Annotated in this window: 22 protein-coding genes; 18 read left to right on the forward strand and 4 right to left on the reverse strand. The window is 61.9% G+C overall.

Features of this window, described 5'->3' with window-relative positions:
- Positions 1-345 precede the first annotated feature (345 nt).
- Complete coding sequence (locus tag NUV89_RS00310) at positions 346-888, forward strand: sigma-70 family RNA polymerase sigma factor (protein ID WP_257779839.1); 543 nt, start codon at positions 346-348, stop codon at positions 886-888.
- Positions 885-1,817 carry a FecR family protein gene (locus NUV89_RS00315; protein ID WP_257779840.1) on the forward strand — a complete coding sequence of 311 codons (933 nt, stop codon included), beginning with the start codon at positions 885-887 and terminating at the stop codon, positions 1,815-1,817. The genes NUV89_RS00310 and NUV89_RS00315 overlap by 4 nt, the downstream gene beginning before the upstream one ends.
- Here NUV89_RS00315 and NUV89_RS00320 read toward each other — a convergent pair.
- Positions 1,814-3,631: a sigma-54-dependent Fis family transcriptional regulator gene (locus tag NUV89_RS00320; RefSeq protein ID WP_257779841.1), complete on the reverse strand. Its 1,818-nt coding sequence runs from the start codon at positions 3,629-3,631 to the stop codon at positions 1,814-1,816. The genes NUV89_RS00315 and NUV89_RS00320 overlap by 4 nt on opposite strands.
- A 373-nt stretch (positions 3,632-4,004) precedes the next feature.
- Here NUV89_RS00320 and NUV89_RS00325 point away from each other — a divergent pair, with 373 nt between their 5' ends.
- The 7 genes from NUV89_RS00325 (at position 4,005) to NUV89_RS00355 (ending at position 10,326) form a co-directional block, all read left to right on the forward strand.
- Positions 4,005-5,099, forward strand: coding sequence for an ABC transporter ATP-binding protein (locus tag NUV89_RS00325; RefSeq protein WP_257779842.1), 1,095 nt, complete (start codon positions 4,005-4,007; stop codon positions 5,097-5,099).
- On the forward strand, positions 5,099-6,196 hold the full coding sequence (locus NUV89_RS00330) for an ABC transporter ATP-binding protein (protein WP_257779843.1): 1,098 nt from the start codon (positions 5,099-5,101) through the stop codon (positions 6,194-6,196). The genes NUV89_RS00325 and NUV89_RS00330 overlap by 1 nt, the downstream gene beginning before the upstream one ends.
- Positions 6,193-7,059, forward strand: coding sequence for a carbohydrate ABC transporter permease (locus NUV89_RS00335; protein ID WP_257779844.1), 867 nt, complete (start codon positions 6,193-6,195; stop codon positions 7,057-7,059). Before NUV89_RS00330 ends, NUV89_RS00335 begins: the two co-directional genes overlap by 4 nt.
- A 31-nt stretch (positions 7,060-7,090) precedes the next feature.
- Complete coding sequence (locus NUV89_RS00340) at positions 7,091-7,885, forward strand: carbohydrate ABC transporter permease (RefSeq protein ID WP_200846343.1); 795 nt, start codon at positions 7,091-7,093, stop codon at positions 7,883-7,885.
- Positions 7,886-7,895: 10 nt separating this feature from the next.
- Positions 7,896-8,168, forward strand: a complete 273-nt coding sequence (locus NUV89_RS00345) for a DUF2160 domain-containing protein (protein WP_017735080.1) — start codon at positions 7,896-7,898, stop codon at positions 8,166-8,168.
- Positions 8,169-8,200: 32 nt separating this feature from the next.
- Positions 8,201-9,943 (forward strand): ABC transporter substrate-binding protein, encoded by a 1,743-nt coding sequence (locus NUV89_RS00350; RefSeq protein ID WP_257779845.1) that lies wholly within the window; start codon positions 8,201-8,203, stop codon positions 9,941-9,943.
- A 164-nt stretch (positions 9,944-10,107) separates the two neighbouring features.
- The gene (locus tag NUV89_RS00355) at positions 10,108-10,326 is read left to right on the forward strand and encodes a nuclear transport factor 2 family protein (protein WP_257779846.1); all 219 of its coding nucleotides are present in this window, start codon (positions 10,108-10,110) and stop codon (positions 10,324-10,326) included.
- A gap of 124 nt (positions 10,327-10,450) precedes the next feature.
- On the opposite strand, the gene NUV89_RS00360 is transcribed toward NUV89_RS00355, so the two are convergent.
- Both NUV89_RS00360 and NUV89_RS00365 read right to left on the reverse strand, forming a co-directional pair.
- A complete protein-coding gene (locus tag NUV89_RS00360) occupies positions 10,451-10,876 on the reverse strand; it encodes a hypothetical protein (protein ID WP_257779847.1) in 426 nt (141 codons plus the stop codon).
- An 86-nt stretch (positions 10,877-10,962) separates the two neighbouring features.
- Entirely contained in the window at positions 10,963-11,859 is an 897-nt protein-coding gene (locus NUV89_RS00365) for a LysR substrate-binding domain-containing protein (RefSeq protein ID WP_257779848.1), read from the reverse strand.
- A gap of 172 nt (positions 11,860-12,031) precedes the next feature.
- On the opposite strand from NUV89_RS00365, the gene NUV89_RS00370 reads away from it, so the two are divergent.
- The 7 genes from NUV89_RS00370 to NUV89_RS00400 all read left to right on the forward strand — a co-directional run bounded on the left by NUV89_RS00370 (position 12,032) and on the right by NUV89_RS00400 (position 18,547).
- Positions 12,032-12,979, forward strand: coding sequence for a branched-chain amino acid ABC transporter permease (locus NUV89_RS00370; RefSeq protein WP_257779849.1), 948 nt, complete (start codon positions 12,032-12,034; stop codon positions 12,977-12,979).
- A complete protein-coding gene (locus tag NUV89_RS00375; protein ID WP_257779850.1) occupies positions 12,976-14,061 on the forward strand; it encodes an ABC transporter ATP-binding protein in 1,086 nt (361 codons plus the stop codon). Before NUV89_RS00370 ends, NUV89_RS00375 begins: the two co-directional genes overlap by 4 nt.
- Positions 14,058-14,831, forward strand: a complete 774-nt coding sequence (locus NUV89_RS00380; RefSeq protein ID WP_257779851.1) for an ABC transporter ATP-binding protein — start codon at positions 14,058-14,060, stop codon at positions 14,829-14,831. Before NUV89_RS00375 ends, NUV89_RS00380 begins: the two co-directional genes overlap by 4 nt.
- Positions 14,824-15,540, forward strand: coding sequence for an ABC transporter ATP-binding protein (locus NUV89_RS00385; RefSeq protein WP_257779852.1), 717 nt, complete (start codon positions 14,824-14,826; stop codon positions 15,538-15,540). The genes NUV89_RS00380 and NUV89_RS00385 overlap by 8 nt, the downstream gene beginning before the upstream one ends.
- A gap of 66 nt (positions 15,541-15,606) precedes the next feature.
- Positions 15,607-16,746: a branched-chain amino acid ABC transporter substrate-binding protein gene (locus tag NUV89_RS00390; RefSeq protein WP_257779853.1), complete on the forward strand. Its 1,140-nt coding sequence runs from the start codon at positions 15,607-15,609 to the stop codon at positions 16,744-16,746.
- Positions 16,747-16,839: 93 nt separating this feature from the next.
- Positions 16,840-17,319, forward strand: a complete 480-nt coding sequence (locus NUV89_RS00395; RefSeq protein ID WP_124527990.1) for an L-2-amino-thiazoline-4-carboxylic acid hydrolase — start codon at positions 16,840-16,842, stop codon at positions 17,317-17,319.
- The gene (locus NUV89_RS00400) at positions 17,312-18,547 is read left to right on the forward strand and encodes a Zn-dependent hydrolase (RefSeq protein ID WP_257779854.1); all 1,236 of its coding nucleotides are present in this window, start codon (positions 17,312-17,314) and stop codon (positions 18,545-18,547) included. The genes NUV89_RS00395 and NUV89_RS00400 overlap by 8 nt, the downstream gene beginning before the upstream one ends.
- Before the next feature lie 194 nt (positions 18,548-18,741).
- Here NUV89_RS00400 and NUV89_RS00405 read toward each other — a convergent pair whose 3' ends face one another.
- Positions 18,742-19,530: a helix-turn-helix domain-containing protein gene (locus tag NUV89_RS00405; protein ID WP_257779855.1), complete on the reverse strand. Its 789-nt coding sequence runs from the start codon at positions 19,528-19,530 to the stop codon at positions 18,742-18,744.
- Positions 19,531-19,616: 86 nt separating this feature from the next.
- Between NUV89_RS00405 and NUV89_RS00410 the strand changes: the two genes are divergently transcribed.
- A complete protein-coding gene (locus tag NUV89_RS00410; protein ID WP_017735102.1) occupies positions 19,617-20,615 on the forward strand; it encodes a bile acid:sodium symporter family protein in 999 nt (332 codons plus the stop codon).
- A gap of 106 nt (positions 20,616-20,721) precedes the next feature.
- On the forward strand, positions 20,722-21,507 hold the full coding sequence (locus NUV89_RS00415; RefSeq protein ID WP_257779856.1) for an EAL domain-containing protein: 786 nt from the start codon (positions 20,722-20,724) through the stop codon (positions 21,505-21,507).
- Positions 21,508-21,518 lie beyond the last annotated feature (11 nt).

The raw sequence follows: 21,518 nt of genomic DNA on the forward strand, positions 1-21,518 counted from the left end.
ATGATCCCGCGAGCCATCCCCAATCCCCTGTGGGAGCGGGCTTGCCCGCGAAGGCGTCCAGTCAGCCAACACATATGCAGCTGACCCACTGCCATCGCAGGCAAGCCAGCTCCCACAGTTGAGCTGTGTGAGCCTGATCCCGCGAGCCATCCCCAATCCCCTGTGGGAGCGGGCTTGCCCGCGAAGGCGGTCTGTCAGCCAACATAGCTGCAACTGACCCACCGCCATCGCAGGCAAGCCAGCTCCCACAGTGATGTGTGTTGCCCAGCGGTTCTTGCTCCCACTCCGTTTTACTGGCATTGTTCGCGCAATTGGTAATATTTCCCATTTGAGAAGTTTTTGCGCATGCATGACATTCCGGCCGTGCTGAACGATGCAACCCGTCAGCAGATCCTTGCGGCAATGTACAGCGAGCACCACGGCTGGTTGCACAACTGGCTGCGCAAAAAACTGGGCTGTTCGCAATACGCCGCCGACCTGGCCCACGACGCGTTCATCCGCGTGCTGATGCTCGCCGAGCCGCAAAACATCAAGGAACCCCGGGCCTTTCTCGCGACTACCGCCGGGCGCTTGCTGATCGATGGCGCACGCCGCCGGCGTATCGAAAAAGCCTACATGGAAGCCCTGGTGATCCAGTGCGCAGACGCCGGCATGCCCGACCCGGCCGCGATCCATGTAGCGCTGCAAGCCCTGGAACGTATCGCTGAGATGCTCGCCGGCTTGCCCGCCAAGGCCCGCGAGGCCTTCCTGTTGAGCCGTCTCGATGGGCTGACCTACAGCGAGATCGCCACGCGCCTGGAGGTGTCCTCCAGCACGGTGAAAAACTACATCTCCAGCGCTTTGGTGCACTGCTACCACAGCCTGCACGGGGCCGATCCGCTGTCATGAATTCCGAACAAATCATCCAACAAGCAGCGAATTGGCTGACACGCCTGCACGACGAAGATGTCACCGATGCGGACCGCGAAGCCTTCCACACCTGGTGCGACGCCGACCCACGGCATGCCGTCGCCATCGAGCGCATGCGCGGCCTGTGGGGCAGCCTGGAGACGTTGCCCGCCCAGCCTGCACGCCGTGCCCTCAACCGCGCGTTCGCGCCGCAACGCTCGCGTGGCGCCGAGGCGGTCGGTGTGCTCGGCCTGGTGCTCTGCGGTTGGTTCGGTCTGCAACACCTGCCGTTGTGGATGGCCGACCAACGCACCGGCGTCGGCGAACGCCGCCAGATCGCCCTCGAAGACGGCAGTCAGCTACAGCTCAACAGCAACTCGGCGGTGGACGTGAAGTTCGATGGCCAGCAACGGTTGATCGAACTGCTGCAGGGCGAGTTGTGGGTAGAGGTGGCCAAGGATGCACAACGGCCGTTTGTGGTGCGCACCGACCAAGGCACGGCGACCGCCCTGGGCACCCGTTATCTGGTCAAGCGCGCAGCAGGCGGCACGACCGTGGTGACGGTGATCGAGTCCACCGTGGCCGTCAAAGGTGATACCAGTGACGAGGTCAAGGTCACGGCCGGCCAGCGTGCGATCCTCGATCACGGCCGCGCCCAACCCGCGCAAGCCACCGGCAGCGCCGACCCGGACGCCTGGACCCGTGGCCTGCTCAAGGTCAACGACCAGCCCCTCAGCGACGTCCTGCAAACCCTGGCCAGCTACCGCCACGGCATGGTGCGCTTCGATCCCCAGGCCCTGCGCAACCTGCGGGTGTCCGGGGTGTTCAAGCTGGATGACACGGCGGCAGCGCTCGCGGCGCTGGCGGACAACCTGCCGATCCAGGTGGAGTACTTCACCGACCTGCTGGTGGTGGTCAAGCCGCGCTAGCGCTCGTTCTGGCGCAGGCGCTTGTACAGGGTGTTGCGGCTGACGCCCAGTTCCCGCGCCAGGTGGGAAATATTCCCGCCGAGCGCCTTCAAACGTTGGTTCAAGTCGATGCTGTCATCCAGGGACTCGTCGGCTGGCCGTGGTGCGGGTAGGTGCAGATCCACAAAAAAATCATCCGGCAAGTGCTCCGCTCGGATTGGCTGCTCCTCGGCCATCGCCAGCGCCACCTGCATCACGCTGCTCACCTGGCGCAAATTCCCCGGCCACGGGTGCTGCTCAAACAATGCCAGCACCTCGGCGCTCAGCCCGGCCCATTGGGTCGGCTCGCGGTGCTGCTGCCACAGTTGCTGGAACAACGCCTGCTTGTCGGTGCGTTCGCGCAAGGGCGGCAGCTCCAGGGTCAGGCCGCCGATGCGATAATACAAATCCTCACGAAACCGCCCGGCCTGCACCCACTCTCGCAGGGCGCGGTTGGTGGCGGAGATGATGCGCAAATCCACCGGGAACAATTCACTGCTGCCGACAGGCTGCACGCAACGTTCCTGCAAGACCCGCAGTAAACGTGCCTGGGTCGGCAGCGGCATATCGCCGATTTCATCGAGGAACAGCGTGCCCTTGTCGGCCTTGCGGATCAGGCCAATGCTGCCTTTCTGATTGGCGCCGGTGAACGCGCCTTTTTCGTAGCCGAACAGTTCTGATTCCACCAGCTCCGCAGGAATCGCCGCACAGTTGACCGCGATAAATGCCTGCTGGCTGCGGGAACTGGCCTGGTGCAGGGCTTTGACGAACACCTCTTTGCCCACCCCGGTTTCGCCGTGGATCAGCAGCGGGATGTCTTTCTCCAGCAGGCGCTCGGCTTGGCGCACGGCTTTTTCCACGCGGGCGTCGCCGAAGTGTAAGGTCTTCAGCCCAATCGACGTCGGCTTTGGCGGCGTGGGTTGTGTGAATACTCGCGCTTGCACCGGCATTTGTTTAGGCCGTTTCAACAGGCACTGAAACCGATTGCGTCCCGCCGCCTGCAACGCAAACGGCAGTCCCTCCGGCTGGTTCAACAGCTCCAGCAGCGACACCTTGAACAAACTGTCGATCATCACCCGCGACAGACTGATACCCAGCAGGTTGTCCGCGCGGCGGTTGGCCGACAGCACCTGGCCGCTGTCGTCGAAGATCAGCAGGCCGGCCCATTGGCTGTCCAGGTTGTTCAGGCCGGTGTTGAAGGTCAGCTGGAAATGCTCGCCGCGAAACAGGTTGAGGATCAGCCGGTTTTCCACGGTCTGGCTCATCATCTTGACCATGCCCAGGGTGTGGGAGGGCGGCAGGTAGCTGTCGCTGGATACGTCCAGCACAGCAATGATCTCGCGCTGCGCATCGAAGATCGGCGCCGCCGACCCGGTCATGAAGCGGTTGGCCTTGAGGAAGTGTTCGTCATGCTCGATATGCACCGCCTGGGCACAGGCCAGCGCGGTGCCGATGGCATTGGTGCCGCTGGAGCGCTCGCGCCAACTGGCGCCGGGGTTGAAGCCACGGGCCAGCTTCGGCTCGATGAAGCGCTGGGTGCCCCACGACGTCAGCACCTGGCCCTGGTTGTCAGCCAACATGATTAGGCAGTTGGAATTGCTCAGGATGTTTTCGTAGTAGGGCAGCACTTCCTGGTGGGTGGTCTGCACCAGGGAATGCTGGCTTTCCAGGAGTTGGCTGATGCCCTCGGCGGGCAGTTGGTCGAAGCTGGGGGCGCTTTGATGGTCCAGGCCAAACGCGCGGCAACGGCGCCAGGATTCCTGGATAAGGGTGTCGTGAGCCAAGGGTTCGGCCATGGGGTGACCTTCATTTTTATTGTTATGGGGTCTTGCAATTTCGTTCACTTGGAACCGAATCAACCTGTGGGAGCGGGCTTGCTCGCGAATGTGGAGTGTCAGTCACCAGATGAGTTGGCTGATCTGCCGGATTCGCGAGCAAGCCCGCTCCCACACAAGCCCGCTGCCACATGTTGCCTGTGTCGATAGCCAGGAGAGTGTTGTTCAGAACTGTTCATTGTCAACCCCCGGACTGTTCAGTTGTTCACCCGGATTGTTCACTCCTGAACATGCCGTTCAAGCTAATTCCTCACACATCAAGCACTTGCAGTTTTGGCACGAAACTCGCTCTGACGAATGGCCAGATTCATTCCAATAATAAAAAGGTCGTGTCATGTCATTGACCCTGGAACATGTCTCCCGCGTCGTCGAAGGCCAAACCTGGATCGACGACGCCATCCTGCGTTTCGAGCCCGGCTCCTTTAACGTACTACTGGGCCGCACGCTGTCCGGCAAGACCAGCCTGATGCGCCTGATGGCCGGCCTGGACAAGCCCGACAGCGGCCGCATCCTGATGAACGGCGTAGATGTCACCCACAAACCGGTGCGCTTGCGCAACGTGTCGATGGTGTATCAGCAGTTCATCAACTACCCGACCATGACCGTCTTCGAAAACATCGCCTCGCCCTTGCGCCAGGCCGGTGTGGCCAACGAGGTGATCCAGAGCAAAGTGCTCGAAACCGCCAGAATGTTGCGCATCGAGAAGTTCCTGCAGCGTCATCCGCTGGAGCTGTCTGGCGGCCAGCAGCAACGCACGGCCATGGCCCGTGCGCTGGTCAAGGATGCCGAGCTGATCCTGTTCGATGAGCCGCTGGTGAACCTGGACTACAAACTGCGCGAAGAGCTGCGTCAGGAAATGCGCGAGCTGTTCAAGGCGCGCCACACCATCGCCATCTACGCCACCACCGAACCGAATGAAGCCCTGGCACTGGGTGGCACCACCACCATCCTTCACGAGGGTCGGGTGATCCAGAGCGGCAAGGCCGCCGAGGTCTATCACCAGCCGCAGAGTGTGCTCGCCGCCGAGTTGTTTTCCGAGCCGCCGATCAACCTGATGCCGGGGCGCATCAGTGGCAACGAAGTGAGCTTCGCCAATTTCGTGCACTTTCCGCTCAACGTCGATTTGCGCCCCATCGGCGAAGGGGAATTCCGCTTCGGTGTGCGCCCCAGCCACATCAGCCTGGTGCCCAGCAACGACGACGACCTGGAACTGGCGGTGACCGTGGAAGTCGCCGAGATCAGCGGTTCGGAAACCTTCCTGCATGTGCGCAGCGAACATTTCCTACTGGTGCTGCACCTGCCGGGGGTGCATGAGTACGACGTCGACGCGCCGATCCGCGTGTATATCCCCACCCATAAACTGTTTGTGTTCGATAGCCAGGGCCGTCTGGTCCAGGCCCCCGGGCGCCGTGTTGCGAGGGTTGCCTGATGGCCGAGATCCGTTTGCAGAACCTGGCGCACAGCTACAGCCCTACGCCGAGTGGTCCTGAGGACTACGCGATTCGGGCAATGAACCATGTGTGGGAGCAGGGCGGTGCCTACGCCTTGCTTGGGCCTTCCGGCTGTGGCAAATCGACCCTGCTCAATATCATATCCGGCCTGCTCAGCCCGTCCGAAGGCCAGGTGCTGTTCGACAGCAAGGTGGTCAACGACCTCACCCCGGAAAAACGCAACATCGCCCAGGTGTTCCAGTTCCCGGTGGTGTACGACACCATGACAGTGTTCGACAACCTGGCCTTCCCGTTGCGCAACCAAGGCATGGCGGAGGCGAAAATCCACAGCAAGGTGCAGGAAATTGCCGAAGTCCTCGACCTGCAAAACCTGCTGTCGAAGAAGGCCCGCAACCTCACCGCCGACGAAAAACAGAAAGTCTCCATGGGCCGTGGCCTGGTGCGTGACGATGTGTCGGCGATCCTCTTCGATGAACCGCTGACGGTGATCGACCCGCACCTCAAGTGGAAACTGCGGCGCAAGCTCAAGCAGATCCACGAGCAGTTCAATATCACCATGGTCTACGTCACCCATGACCAGTTGGAAGCCTCCACCTTCGCCGACAAGATCGCGGTGATGTACGGCGGGCAGATCGTGCAGTTCGGCACGCCCCGCGAGTTGTTCGAGCGGCCCAGCCACACGTTTGTCGGCTATTTCATCGGCAGCCCTGGGATGAATCTGATCGAGGTGCAGGCCGAGGCGGGCGGGGTGCGGTTTGCTGGCACTCATCTGCCGTTGTCCGAGGCGATTGCGCAGCGCATTAGCGACACGTCCTACAAGAAATTGCAGGTCGGCATCCGCCCGGAATTTATCCATGTGTGGGACGAGTACAACCCTGACGCCCTGCAAGCCGATATCACTCATCTGGAAGATCTCGGTACCTACAAGATCATGACCCTCAACCTCGACGGCACGCTGTTGAAAGTCCGCCTGGCCGAAGACAAACCGGTGCCGGAAGGCAAGGCTTCCATCAGCTTTCCCGCGCAGTGGCTGATGGTCTACGCCGACGATTACCTGCTGGAGGGGCAGCCATGAACAAGGTGCAGAACAACAAGGCCTGGTGGCTGGTTTTACCGGTGTTCCTGCTGGTGGCGTTCAGCGCCGTGATCCCGATGATGACGGTGGTCAACTACTCGGTGCAGGACATTTTCGACCAGTCCAGCCGCTACTTCGTCGGTGCCGACTGGTACAAACAGGTACTGCTCGACCCGCGCCTGCATGACTCATTGCTGCGCCAGTTCATCTATTCGGCCTGTGTGCTGCTGATCGAAATCCCCCTGGGCATCGCCATCGCCCTGACCATGCCAACCAAGGGCCGCTGGTCATCGTTGGTGCTGATAATCCTGGCCATTCCGCTGCTGATTCCGTGGAACGTGGTGGGCACTATCTGGCAGATCTTCGGCCGCGCCGATATCGGTTTGTTGGGTTACAGCCTCAACGCCCTGGGCATCAGCTACAACTATGCGGCCAACACGGCGGATGCCTGGGTCACCGTACTGATTATGGACGTATGGCATTGGACCTCACTGGTTGCGCTGCTGTGTTACTCGGGACTACGGGCCATCCCGGATGTGTACTACCAGGCGGCGCGGATCGATCGCGCATCGGCCTGGGCAGTGTTCCGACATATCCAGTTGCCGAAGATGAAAAGCGTGCTGTTGATCGCAGTGATGCTGCGTTTCATGGACAGCTTCATGATCTACACCGAACCTTTCGTCCTCACCGGCGGCGGGCCGGGCAACGCCACCACCTTCCTCAGCCAGACGCTCACCCAAATGGCTGTAGGTCAATTCGACCTGGGCCCGGCCGCCGCGTTTTCCCTGGTGTACTTCCTCATCATCCTGTTGGTGTCCTGGCTGTTCTACACCGCCATGACCCATTCCGACGCCAACCGCTGAGGCCGCCAACATGAGCAAGCGTCTTACGTTTATGAAGAAAGTGATCCCCCTGCTGATCTACATCCTGTTCCTGCTGGTGCCGATCTACTGGCTGCTGAACATGTCCTTCAAGAGCAACACCGAAATCCTCGGCGGGCTGACGCTGTTTCCGCAGGACTTCACCCTGGCGAACTACAAGGTGATCTTTACCGACCCGAGCTGGTACACCGGTTACCTCAACTCGCTGTACTACGTCAGCCTGAACACGGTAATTTCCCTGAGCGTGGCGTTGCCGGCGGCCTACGCGTTTTCGCGCTACCGTTTCCTCGGTGACAAGCACCTGTTCTTCTGGCTGCTGACCAACCGCATGGCGCCGCCGGCGGTGTTTTTGCTGCCGTTCTTCCAGCTGTATTCGTCCATCGGCTTGTTCGATACCCACATCGCCGTGGCCCTCGCCCATTGCCTGTTCAACGTGCCGTTGGCGGTGTGGATCCTGGAAGGCTTCATGTCCGGTGTGCCCAAGGAAATTGACGAAACCGCCTACATCGACGGCTACTCGTTTCCGAAGTTTTTCGTCAAGATCTTTATCCCGCTGATCGGCTCCGGCATCGGCGTCACCGCGTTTTTCTGCTTTATGTTTTCCTGGGTCGAGCTGCTGCTGGCGCGCACCCTGACCTCGGTCAACGCCAAGCCCATCGCGGCGGTGATGACCCGCACGGTCTCGGCGTCGGGGATCGATTGGGGCGTACTGGCAGCGGCGGGGGTGTTGACCATCCTGCCGGGCATGCTGGTGATCTGGTTTGTTCGCAACCACGTGGCCAAGGGCTTTGCCCTCGGTCGGGTCTGAGGAGTCGATGATGGAATGGATGGCCTGGACCACCCCAACCGCACTGTTCTTCGGTGGCATCGCGCTGATTCTGGCGGGCATGACCACCTGGGAACTGCGTTCGCCGAGTATTCCCCGGCGCGGTTTTTTGCCGATCAGCACCACCCGTGGTGATCGTTTGTTTATCGGTCTTCTCGGCAGCGCCTACCTGCATTTGCTGGTAATCGGCGTCACCGGCTGGAGCATCTGGGCGGCGACTGCGCTGTCCCTGGTGTGGCTGTTGAGCGTGATGCGTTGGGGCTAGTGCCCTTATGAATAAACAACCAGGAGGTCTCTATGTTCGATAAAAACAATAAGCTGCGACATAGCATTTCATTGGCCGCTGTCTTGGCCCTCAGCGGTTTGAGCGCCACGGCCTGGGCCGATGCGTACGAAGATGCCGCGAAAAAATGGATCGGCAGCGAGTTCAAGCCATCAACGCTCACGGCCGAGCAGCAGCTCGAAGAGTTGAAGTGGTTTATCAAGGCGTCGGAACCGTTCCGTGGGATGAAGATCAACGTGGTGTCGGAAACCCTCACCACCCACGAGTACGAATCCAAGGTGCTGGCCAAGGCCTTCAGCGAAATCACCGGGATCAAGCTGACCCACGACCTGCTGCAGGAAGGCGACGTGGTGGAGAAACTGCAAACCCAGATGCAGTCCGACAAGAATATCTATGACGGCTGGGTCAACGATTCCGACTTGATCGGTACGCACTTTCGCTATGGCAAGACCGAATCCATCACCGACCTGATGGCCAACGAAGGCAAGGATTTCACCTCGCCAACCCTGGATATCAAGGACTTTATCGGCATCTCCTTCACCACGGCACCCGACGGCAAGATCTACCAACTGCCCGACCAGCAATTCGCCAACCTCTATTGGTTTCGCGCCGACTGGTTCGAACGCGCGGACCTGAAAGCCAAGTTCAAGGAAAAGTACGGCTATGACCTCGGCGTTCCGGTCAACTGGTCGGCCTACGAAGACATCGCCAAATTCTTCAGCGAAGACGTCAAGGAAATCGACGGCAAGCGCGTTTACGGGCATATGGACTACGGCAAGAAAGACCCGTCCCTCGGCTGGCGCTTCACCGACGCGTGGTTCTCCATGGCCGGTGGTGGCGACAAAGGTTTGCCCAACGGCTTGCCAGTGGACGAGTGGGGCATTCGTGTCGAGGACTGCCACCCGGTGGGTTCCAGCGTCACCCGGGGCGGCGACACCAACGGCCCGGCGGCTGTGTTCGCCACGCAAAAATACGTGGACTGGATGAAGGCTTACGCGCCACCGGAAGCGGCGGGCATGACCTTCTCCGAGTCCGGCCCGGTGCCGTCACAGGGCAATATCGCCCAGCAGATCTTCTGGTACACCGCGTTTACCGCCGACATGGTCAAGCCGGGGCTGCCGGTGGTGAATGCCGACGGCACGCCGAAATGGCGCATGGCGCCGTCGCCTGTCGGACCGTACTGGGAGAAGGGCATGAAGAAGGGCTATCAGGACGTAGGCTCCTGGACCTTCCTCAAATCCACCCCGGAGAAGCAGAAACTCGCGGCGTGGCTCTACGCCCAGTTCGTGACCTCGAAAACCGTGTCGCTGAAGAAAACCATCGTCGGCCTGACGCCGATTCGTGAGTCCGACATCAACTCCCAGGCCATGACCGACATGGCGCCGAAGCTCGGTGGCCTGGTGGAGTTCTACCGCAGCCCGGCCCGCACCGAGTGGTCACCGACCGGCACCAACGTGCCGGACTACCCACGGCTGGCGCAGTTGTGGTGGACTCATGTTTCACAAGCCGCCAGTGGCGAGAAAACCGCGCAAGAGGCTCTCGACGGCTTGGCCAAGGATCAAGACGCGATCATGACGCGCCTGGAACGCTCCAAGGTACAGCCGGTGTGCGGCCCGAAAATGAACCCCGAGCGTGACGCGCAATACTGGTTCGACCAGCCGGGTGCGCCGAAGCCGAAACTGGCGAATGAGAAGCCGAAAGGTGAGACCGTGGCGTATGGCGATCTGCTTAAGCAGTGGGAGGCGGCGCGTAAGTAATCGAGTTGGTTAAAACAAAACGGCACTCAGGTGCCGTTTTGTTTGGATTCAAATACATGCCTCAGAACAAAGCGATCAAATGTGGGAGCAGGCAAGCCAGCTCCCACAATAGTCCTGCGCTTGCTGACGACCTTTGTCCGCAGCCAACATTCGCGCCGTATCCGGTGACTAACGCACGGGTCACCCTCGACGGCGATAACGCGCGCCTGGATGCGTTGGTGGAAGCGCAGCACGTACCGCAAAGCGATCCGTCGCGGCATTACCTGATGAAGAACCGCTATGACGTTGAGTTGGTGCGCGAGGACGACGTGTGGTTGATCCAGCGCGTGACCGTGGATAACGTCTGGCGCTCGGGCGACCCGGCGGTGCTGGCGGGCATTTAAGAGCACCGCAAATCCAATGTGTACTCGGTCAATGTGGGAGCTGGCTTGCCTGCGATAGCGGTGGGTCAGCCAAGTCTATGTAGACTGACAGTCCGCCATCGCAGGCAAGCCAGCTCCCATATGTTTAGTCCTGCGGTTGAATCTGAAAGTTACCATCCACATCCTTGACCAACCCACTGGCCAGGAACAACGGCGCCAACCGCTTGTGCAATTGCGGCTCGACAAATTCCTTCACCGTATCCAACGCCAGCACACCGCTCAGTGGCAACTCGGCCTTGGTGTACGACAGCCACGCCTTCTTCAACACCTGCAACACATCACTGCCCGCCGTGGTGGCGAAGCGGCGTTGGGTGGGTTTGCCGTCGAAGGTAAAGCAGTGCTGGAACGCGTAGCCGGTTTCATCGCCACCGCTGGCGGTGCAGCGGATGCAGGTGCACGGGCCGTCGCCGAAGGCGGTGCGCAGGTAGCTGTTGAAGTCCACCACGGGTTTGAGTGACAGGCGCTTATCCACCTCGAACAGGTCCCCGGTCATTTTTTCGTCAGTGTTCAACAGGCATTTCCTCGCAGGTTCGGCGGTTTTTCAAAGCGCGGCACAATAGCAGCCGAGCGCCGGTTTGTGGGGGATTAATCAACGGCTCAGGCTGCAATCAAGCTGCGCTTGATCCAGTCATACAAATCATTGCCCTCGCTGGACAGCTCGCTGTTGGCCCGGCGGCACAGGTAATACTGGCGGCCATCATTCACCTCCAGCTCAAACAGTTTCACCAATTCGCCACTGGCCACCAATGGCGCCACCAAAGGCTCGCGGAGTAATGCGCAGCCGAGGCCGGTGAGGGTGGCAGTGAGCGCCAGTTGGCCATCTTCCAGTAGCAGGCCGTTCAACGCGGTGGCATCCACCCCGGCGGCCTCGAACCATTGGCCCCAGGTGCCGCGTTCTTCGTCGTGCAGCAGCGGCAGCTGGCTCAAGGCCTCGGGCGTGTCGATGGGCCCGTGCTGTGCCAGGAAGGCGCGGCTGCAATAGGGCGTTACCGCGCCGGAGATCAGCGGTTCGCTGTGATAGCCCGGCCAGTGCCCGGTGCCGAAGCGGATCGACAGGTCGGCTGCGTCGCTGGGGTAGCTGCGGTGGTTGGCGTAGGTCACGTTGATGTCCAGCGCCGGGTGATCCTTCAGGAAATGTGCCAGGCGTGGAATAAACAGGTTGATGCCAAACAGTGGGATCAGGCTGATGGTCACCTGGCGCGTGGCGCTTTTTTCGCGCACATGTTCGGTAGCACTGCGCAGCACGGCAAACGCCGAGCGAATCGCGCGGTAGTACTCGCGGCCTTCATCGGTGAGCACCAGGTTGCGCCCTTGGCGCAAGGTCAGCGGCTGCTGCAGGAAATCTTCCAGCAAGTGCAGTTGATGGCTGATGGCCGAGGCGGAAACTTCCAGCTCGCGCGCGGCGGCATTCACCCCGCCATGGCGCGCAAAGGCTTCGAAAGTGCGCACGGCACGCAGAGGCGGGTCATTGGCTAACTGTTCTGATTTATTCATGTGATGAATTAAATACTAACTCAAGCGCCGAATAAAGAGCCATAAGTGCCGTATTTATGGCATAAATAGCCTGTTTAAACGTTGATATAACCATATGACTTTCTGTTATTTGATAAAAACAGAATAGATGCTTAGTGTGCCGCCCTTGCACGCACTGAGGTCGATGGTTTTCATGGATGGGTTTATCCAACAGCTGCTCAACGGTTTGATGACGGGCAGTCTCTACGCGCTGGTGGCCCTGGGTTACACCATGGTCTACGGCATCTTGCGCATCATCAACTTCGCCCACGGCGATGTGTTGATGATCGGCGCGCTGGTGGGCTTGTCGGTGATTCGCCTGTTGCAGGCCGCCTTTCCAGCCCTTGCGCCGATGCTGGTGCTGCTCTGCGCGACGCTCGTCGCCATGGCCTTTTGCGCGGTGTTGGCGGTAGTGATCGAACGCGTGGCCTACCGCCGCCTGCGCCATGCTCCACGTCTGGCACCGTTGATAAGCGGCATTGGCGTGTCGCTGCTGCTGCAAACCCTCGCCATGCTGGTGTGGACGCGCAACCCGCAGATGTTCCCGCAACTGCTGCCGCTGGAGCCGATTGAAGTGCTGGCCGGCGCCTCCGCACACCCGGCCATCACCAACGCCACGGCGCTGACGACGATTGCCATCGCCTTGTCGGTGATGGTCGCGTTGCTGGTGCTGGTGGAGCGCACGCGCTTCGGCCGGGCCATGCGTGCCGTGGCGGAGAACCCGCAAGTCGCCAGCCTGATGGGCATCAGCCCGAACCGCATCATTGTCATCACCTTCGCCATCGGCGGCGCCCTCGCGGCCCTCGCCGGGATCATGATGGCCAGCAACTACGGCAGCGCGCATTTCTACATGGGTTTCTTGCCCGGCATCAAAGCCTTTACCGCGGCGGTGCTGGGCGGCATCGGCAACCTCAAGGGCGCCATGCTCGGCGGATTACTGCTGGGCTTGATCGAAGCCCTCGGCACCGGCTATCTCGGTGCGGCTACCAACGGCGTATTCGGCAGCAATTACCAGGATGTGTTCGCCTTTATCGTGTTGATCGCGGTGCTGGTGTTCCGGCCTTCCGGGCTGTTGGGCGAACGTTTGGCGAGCCGCGCATGATCCAGTCCCTGACCCCCAACACACGCGCCAGCCTGGGCCTGTTGCTGCTCGCCGTGGCCCTGGTGCTGGCGCCGTGGATCGTCGGCCATGCGGGCGGCAACACCTGGGTGCGCACCCTCGACTTTGCCTTGCTGTACATCATGCTCGCCCTCGGGCTGAACATCGTGGTCGGCTACGCCGGGTTGCTGGACATGGGCTTTATCGCGTTCTACGCGGTGGGCGCTTACCTTGCCGCGTTGCTCTCATCGCCCCATCTGCTGCAACAGTTCCCCGCGCTGGCGGCGTTGTTGCCAGCGGGCATGCACACCTCGATCTGGCTGATCCTGCCGTTAGGTGCGCTGCTTGCCGCAGGTTTTGGCGTGGTGCTGGGCGCGCCGACCCTGCGCTTGCGCGGCGATTACCTGGCCATCGTCACCCTGGGCTTTGGCGAGATCATCCGCATCCTGCTGCGCAACCTCGACCGCCCGGTGAACATCACCAACGGCCCCAAAGGCATCGCCCAGGTTGATCCGGTCAGCCTGCTCGGCGTCAACCTCGGTCGTACCCAGGAGCTGTTCGGCCTGCGCCTGCCGTCGGTGTACCTCTATTACTACCTGTTTGCGGCGCTGGTGGTGTTGATCCTGTTTGCCTGCATCCGCCTGGAGCGTTCGCGCATCGGCCGGGCCTGGGTGGCGATCCGCGAAGACGAAGACGCGGCCCAGGCCATGGGCATCAACACCGTGCGCCTCAAGCTGCTGGCGTTTGCCATTGGCGCGGCGTTCGGTGGCGTGAGCGGCGCGTTGTTCGCCTCATTCCAGGGCTTTGTCTCGCCGGAATCCTTCACCTTGAACGAGTCCATCGCCGTACTGGCGATGGTGGTGCTGGGCGGCATGGGCCATATCCCCGGAGTCATCCTCGGTTGTGTATTGCTCGCAGCCCTGCCCGAAGCGTTGCGCGCCAGCATGGGGCCGTTGCAGCAGGCGCTGTTCGGCCAGGTGCTGGTGGACCCGGAGATCATTCGCCAGCTGTTTTACGGCCTGGCGTTGATCCTGGCGATGCTCTACCGACCCGCCGGATTGTGGCCCAAAGGAGTGGCACGATGAACGCACCGCTGTTGCAGATCGACAAGGTCAACAAACACTTCGGCGGCGTCGCGGCGCTGACCGACGTGAGCCTGAGCATCCAGCCCGGCGAGATCTACGGCTTGATCGGCCCGAATGGCGCGGGCAAGACCACGTTCTTTAACGTGATGACCGGCTTGTACACGCCTGACTCCGGGCGCTTCCAGCTGGATGGGCGCGACTACCAGCCCACCAGCGTGCACCAGGTCGCCGAGGCGGGGATCGCGCGGACCTTCCAGAACATCCGCCTGTTCAACGCGATGAGCGCCCTGGAAAATGTCATGGTCGGGCGCCATGTGCGCACCCGCAACGGCCTGTGGGCGGCCTTGAGTCAGCATCGCCGCGCCCGCGATGAAGAAGCGCAAACCCGCGCCCACGCCCATCGTTTGCTGGCCTACGTGGGCCTTGCCGGTTTCGCCAACTACCGTGCCGACAGCCTGAGCTACGGTCACCAACGCCGCCTGGAAATCGCCCGCGCCCTGGCCACCGAACCGCGCCTGCTGGCCCTGGACGAACCGGCGGCCGGCATGAACGCCAGCGAAAAAGTGCAACTGCGCGGCCTGCTGGAAAAGATCCGCGCCGACGGCCACACCCTGTTGTTGATCGAACACGACGTGAAGCTGGTGATGGGCGTGTGCGACCGCATCAGCGTGCTGGATTACGGCCAGGTCATCGCCGTCGGCCCGCCCGCCGACGTGCGCCAGCACCCGGCCGTGATCCAGGCCTATCTGGGAGCCAGTGCGCATGTCTGAAGCACTCTTGACCGTCACAAGTTTGCAGGTGCGCTACGGCGCCATCGAAGCCGTCAAAGCCCTCGACCTGCATATCGATGAAGGTGAGCGCGTGACCCTGATCGGTGCCAACGGCGCGGGCAAGACCTCCAGCCTCAAGGCGCTCACCGGTTTGCTGCCGGCCGCCAAGGGGGAGATCCGTTTTGCCGGCCAATCGATTCTCGGTCAGGCGCCAGACAAACTGCTGCGCCAAGGCATCGCCATGGTCCCCGAAGGCCGTGGGATTTTTGCGCGCATGAGCGTGCTGGAGAACCTGCAGGCCGGTGCATTTTTGCGCCGCGACAACGCGCAGGTGCAGCGCGAAATGCGCCAGTTGTTCGAACACTTCCCACGCCTGGAAGAGCGCCTGCAGCAATCCGCCGGCCTGCTGTCGGGCGGCGAGCAACAGATGCTCGCCCTGGCCCGCGCGTTGTTGTCACGCCCGCGCTTGCTGATCCTCGATGAGCCGTCCATGGGCCTGGCGCCGATCATGGTGGAGAAGATTTTCCAGGTGATCGACGACGTCTGCCGCCAGGGCATGACCCTGTTGCTGGTGGAGCAGAACGCGCGGCTGGCGCTGCAAGTCACCGACCGCGCCTATGTGATGGACACCGGGCGCATCAGCCTCACGGGCCCATCCCAGGATTTGCTGGAACACCCCGAGGTGCGCAGCGCGTACCTCGGCGAATAACCCAACCATGACGCTACCGGACGCCCGGCGTGTTCCGACCCGCCCGAAAAGAAGCAGGAACTACTGATGAGTATTTTGAAGAACACCGCATTGATCGGCCTGGCCCTGAGCAGTCTCGCCAGCGCCATGGCCCAGGCCGACCAGACCGTGCTGATCGGCCTGGCTGGCCCGCTGACCGGCCCGTCCGCACGCATCGGCAAGGATCTGGAAAACGGCGCCAAACTGGCCATCGACCAGGCCAACGCTAAGCACCCGAAGATCAACGGCGAAGCCGTGACCTTCAAGCTGGTCTCCGAGGATGACCAGTCCGACCCACGCACCGCCGTTACCGTGGCCCAGCGCCTGGTGGATGAAGGCGTGGTCGGCGTGGTCGGCCACTGGAACACCGGCACCAGCATCCCGGCCGCACGGGTCTACCACGACGCCGGGATCGCCCAGGTGGCACCGGTGGCCACCGGTCACGCCTACACCCAGCAGGGTTTCGACACCAGTTTCCGCATCATGGGCCATGACGACGACGGCGGTCAGGTCGCCGGTGATTACGCGTTGAACACGCTCAACGCCAAGCGCATCGCCGTGATCGACGACCGCACCGCGTTCGGCCAGGGCCTGGCGGACCAGTTCGTCAAAGCCATCGAAGCCGGTGGCGCGACTGTCGTCGGCCGTGAATACGTGGACGACAAGACCATCGACTTCAGCGCGGTGCTCACCAACATCCGCAGCCAGAACCCGGACCTGATCTTCTTTGGCGGCGTCGACGCCCAGGCCGCACCGCTGGCGCGGCGCATCAAGCAACTGGGGATCAAGGCACCGCTGATGGGCGCCGGTGGTTTTGTCAGCCAGACGTTCCTGGAGCTGGCGCAGAACGAAGGCGAGGGCGTGATTGCCCTGGAGCCGGGCCTGGCGATTGCGCAGATGCCGGGTGGCAAGGCGTTCGAACAGGCTTACAAGGAACGCTACAAGGCCAACATCGAACTGCACGCGCCGTTCGCCTATGACGGCGTTGGCGTGCTGGTGGCCGCGATTGAACAGGCCGACTCGGTTGACCCGCAGAAGTACCTGCCGGTGCTGCGTGCCATCAGTTACTCGGGTGTGACGGGGATCATCGCGTTCGATGCGCAAGGTAACTTGAAGAAGCCGTCGTTCACTGTTTACCAGGTCAAGGCCAACCAATGGCAGCCGGTCAGCGTGGCCGGCGGTAAATAACTGGGTCGACTGTGGGAGCAGGCTTGTGTGGGAGCAGGCAAGCCAGCTCCCACATTTGACGGTGTGCACACGTTGGATTGGAGGAGAGATGACATGAGCAAACTGGAAGGTGAACTGGGCATTCTTGCCCGGCGGCGGATCGAGGCCGAAATCATCAAGCCGATCTACGAGATCCTCAAGCGCGAGCAGGGCAAGGACTTTGCCGCTGCCGTGATCGGCGAAGCGGTGGGCAATGCGGCGATCCAGGCGGGCAAGCATTTTGCGTCGCTGGAAGAGCAGGCCGACCTCAAGAGCTTTGTCGAGCTGCAAGTGCTCTGGGAAAAAGACGACGCGCTGAAGGTCGAGATCATCGCCAGCGACGCCGAGCACTATGACTACGACGTCAAGCGCTGCCGCTACGCCGAGATGTACACCGAGATGGGCCTGGGCGAGATCGGCCACTTGCTGTCGTGCAACCGCGACGAGCTGTTTATCGTCGGCTACAACCCCGACATCGAGCTGACCCGCACCCAGACCATCATGGGCGGCGATCATCGCTGTGATTTCCGCTACCGGGCCAAGCCCCATGAATAACCTGGCGCGAGTGAATGGTGAGCGCTTGTGGGGCTCGCTGATGGAGATGGCGCAGATCGGCGCCACCGAAAAGGGCGGCGTCTCGCGCCTGGCGCTGACCGACGAAGACCGTCGCGGCCGCGACCTGTTCGTGCAGTGGTGCACGGCGGCCGGGTGCAGCATTCGCGTGGACGCCATGGGCAATATCTTCGCCCGTCGCGCCGGGCGCTTTGATGACCTGGCGCCGGTGCTCACCGGCTCCCATGGCGACTCCCAGCCCTTCGGCGGCAAGTACGACGGCATCTACGGCGTGCTCGCCGGGGTGGAAGTGCTGCGTACCTTGAACGACCTCGGCATCGAGACCGACCGGCCGATCGAGGTGGTCAACTGGACCAACGAAGAAGGCTCGCGCTTTGCCCCGGCGATGATTTCGTCGGGGGTCTACGCCGGGGTGTTTGACCTGGAATACGGCCTGTCCCGCGAAGACAAAAACGGCGTGACCATTGGCCAGGCGTTACAGCAGATCGGCTATGCCGGCCCGCACCCGGTGGGTGGCCAGGCGGTGCATGCGGCGTTTGAACTGCACATCGAGCAAGGCCCGATCCTTGAAGCGCAAGGCATCACCATCGGCGTGGTCACCGGCGCCCAGGGCCAGCGTTGGTACGAAGTCGAATTGAAGGGCCGCAGTGCCCACGCCGGCACCACGCCGATGGACCATCGCCTGGACGCCTTGCTTGGCTTTGCCCGCGTGGTCGAGGCGGTCAACGGCCTGGGCCTGGAACAAGGCGCCGAAGGGCGCGCCACGGTGGGCATGGCGAATATCTTCCCGAACTCGCGCAACGTCGTACCGGGGCGGGTATTTTTCAGCGTGGAATTCCGTCACCCGGATGAAACCGTGTTGGCGCGCCAGGACCAGCAACTGCGCGAAGCAGTGGCGCAGATCGCCGACGGGATCGGCTTGCAGCACAGCGTGAAGCAGATCTTCCAGTACGCGCCGATTGCGTTTGACGCGGATTGTGTGGAGGTGGTGCGGGCGTCTGCCGAGGCGTTGGGTTACAGCCATCGGCCAATGATTTCCGGCGCGGGGCATGATGCCTGCTACCTCAACCAGGTGGCGCCGACCGCGATGATCTTTGTGCCGTGTGTGGATGGGTTGAGTCATAACGAGGCGGAGGAGATCTCGCCTGAATGGTCGACGGCGGGGGCGGATGTGTTGCTCCAGGCGATCCTGGCCAAGTCCCATATCTAACAGACTCATACAAATCAAACTGTGGGAGCCGGTGTGCACCTGATCCAAAGTGGAAACCCAATCCCCTGTGGGAGCGGGCTTGCCCGCGAAAGCGGTGTATCAGTCAAAGATGTTCCAACTGGCCCACCGCATTCGCGAGCAAGCCCGCTCCCACACAAGCCTGCTCCCACATTTTGACTTCATACACCTGTAAGTCAGCGAAAAAACTCCCCCGGCGTTGCCTCAAACTGCTGGCGAAACGCATTGATAAACGCCGAGGTCGATTCATACCCACACCCCAACGCCACATCTGTCACCCGCTCGCCTTGTTCCAGGGCGGGCAGGGCGGTGAGCAGGCGCAAGCGCTGGCGCCAGGCGCGGAACGTCAGGCCGGTGTCGCTCAAGAACAGGCGGCTCAGGGTCTTTTCACTCACCGCCAATTTGCGGCTCCAATCCCCCAGGGTGGTCTGCTGCTCCGGGTGCAGGTTCAAGCTGCGGTAGATCTGGCGCAAACGCGGGTCCATGGGCAGCGGCAGCATCAAGTCCACCTGGGGCGCTGCGGCCAGCTGGTCCAGCAGCACCTGGGCCAGGCGCCCCTCCGCGCCGTCTTCGGCATAGGCCACCGGCAGTTCGCTGAAGCTGCGGATCAACTCGCGCAGCAAACTGCTCACTTCCAGCACATGGCAACGCGCATCCGCCCAGGTGGTCACGCTGCAATCGAGGTACAGGCTGCGCATCTCGGTGCGGGGCGAGCTGAACACGCGGTGGGGCATGCCCGCTGGAATCCATACGGCGCGCTGGGGCGGTGCGACAAAGCGGCCGGCGCCTGTCTGAATCTCCAGCACCCCGGAAATCGCATACGACAATTGCACCCACGGGTGACTGTGGCGGCGGGTCAGGGCGCGATTGGGCAGGGATTCAGTACGCCCATACACCGGCCGTGGCAGGCTGGAAAGCCCGGGCACGCTGCGGCGCACGGTTTTGTCATGTCCTTTAGGCGGCATTTGTTGGCTCATTGGCGTTAGTCGGTAACAAGCCGTTACGTTAGAGTCGCCGAGACGCTCTTGGCAACCCCCGGAAGAACTCACCTATGACCCGTCCGCGCTTTCTCCCTGACAACTTCACCCTGACCCTGATCGCCACCGTGATCCTCGCCTCGCTGTTGCCCGCCAGCGGCCAGACTGCCGTGGCCTTTGGCTGGGTCACCAACCTGGCCATCGCGCTGCTGTTTTTCCTGCACGGCGCCAAGCTGTCGAACCAGGCCATCATCGCCGGTGCCGGCCACTGGCGCCTGCACCTGTTGGTATTCAGCCTGACCTTCGTGCTGTTCCCGTTGCTGGGCCTGGCGCTCAAGCCGCTGTTGTCGCCGCTGATCGGCAAAGACCTGTACATGGGCATGCTCTACCTCTGCGCGCTACCGGCCACGGTGCAGTCGGCGATTGCCTTTACCTCGCTGGCGCGGGGCAATATCCCGGCGGCGATTTGCAGTGCGGCGGCATCGAGCCTGTTTGGCATCTTCCTCACGCCGCTGCTAGTGACGCTGTTGCTCAACGTGCACGGCGAAGGCAGCAACACCCTCGACGCGATCCTCAAGATCAGCGTGCAACTGCTGCTGCCGTTTATCGCCGGGCAGATCGCCCGGCGCTGGATTGGCGCGTGGGTGGGGCGCAATAAGTCCTGGCTGAAATTCGTCGATCAAGGCTCGATCCTGCTGGTGGTCTACGGTGCGTTCAGCGAAGCGGTCAATGAAGGCATCTGGCACAAGATCCCCTTGTGGGAACTGGGCGGCCTGGTGGTGGCGTGTTGCGTGTTGCTGGCCCTGGTGCTGGTGGCTTCGACAGTGCTGGCCAAGGCGTTCGGCTTTAACCAGGAAGACCGCATCACCATCCTGTTCTGCGGCTCGAAGAAAAGCCTGGCGACGGGCGTGCCGATGGCCCAGGTGCTGTTCGCCGGGGCTACCATGGGCGTGCTGATCCTGCCGTTGATGCTGTTTCACCAGATCCAGTTGATGGTCTGCGCGGCGCTGGCCCAGCGCTATGCGCAACGGCCGGAGTCGGTGGCAGAACTGATGGAGCAGGTTGACCCTTAACCTATTGTGGGAAATGTCCTACGTATCAGCAGGACGCTTCCCTTATAGATTCAGCTGATTCCAGGCCACTATCCGCCCCATCGCACCCGCAAAGTGGTTGGTAAGCATGGCCTCTCCCCGCGTCAAACCCCTGCCCAGTGAGCTGGAGATCCAGCGCGGCCTGGCCCTGGGCGAATTCCGTGCGTGGTTCCAGCCCAAATTCGTGATCCGCACCGGGCAACTGGCCGGTGCGGAAGCCTTGGTGCGCTGGGAGCATCCGGCACGTGGCGTGCTGTTGCCCGAAGACTTCCTCGCCGCCGTGCTGGCCTACGACCTCATCGACGACATGTTCAAGCAACTGCTGGAGCAGGGCCTCAGCCTGCTGGGCATATTGCGCCGGCAACAGGTGCCACTGGAGCTGGCGTTCAATCTGCACGCCTCGCAATTGCTCGGCGCCGGTTTGGTCGCGCACATCCAGTGGGCCTTGGGGCGTCACGGGTTCAGCGGTTCCGTGCTGCGGTTCGAGTTGGCCGAAAACGGTTTGCTCAACAGCGCACCCGCCGTGCAAGAGAACCTGCTGCGCCTGCGCGTGTTGGGCTGTGGTTTGTCGATCGATGACTTCGCCAACGGCTTCTCCTCCCTCAAGCTGCTGTGCCAACTGCCGTTCAACCAACTCAAGCTGGATGGCGGTTTTGTGCGCCACAACCCCACCATGATTAAAAGCACCCGGGCGCTGGCCAATGCGCTGGGCATGAGCCTGGTGATCGAGGGGATCAGCACCGCGCCTATCCGTGACGGTGTGCTGGCCTTGGGGTGTGAACTGGGCCAGGGTTTTTACCTGGCACGGCCGATGGCGGGGCACCATTTGTTGCCCTGGCTGGAGGCACATGGGGCCGGTCTCTCAAAGTTCTGAGAAATTTCCTA

Origin of the sequence: Pseudomonas sp. 18.1.10, from assembly GCF_024655625.1 — a bacterium.
GTDB lineage: Bacteria > Pseudomonadota > Gammaproteobacteria > Pseudomonadales > Pseudomonadaceae > Aquipseudomonas.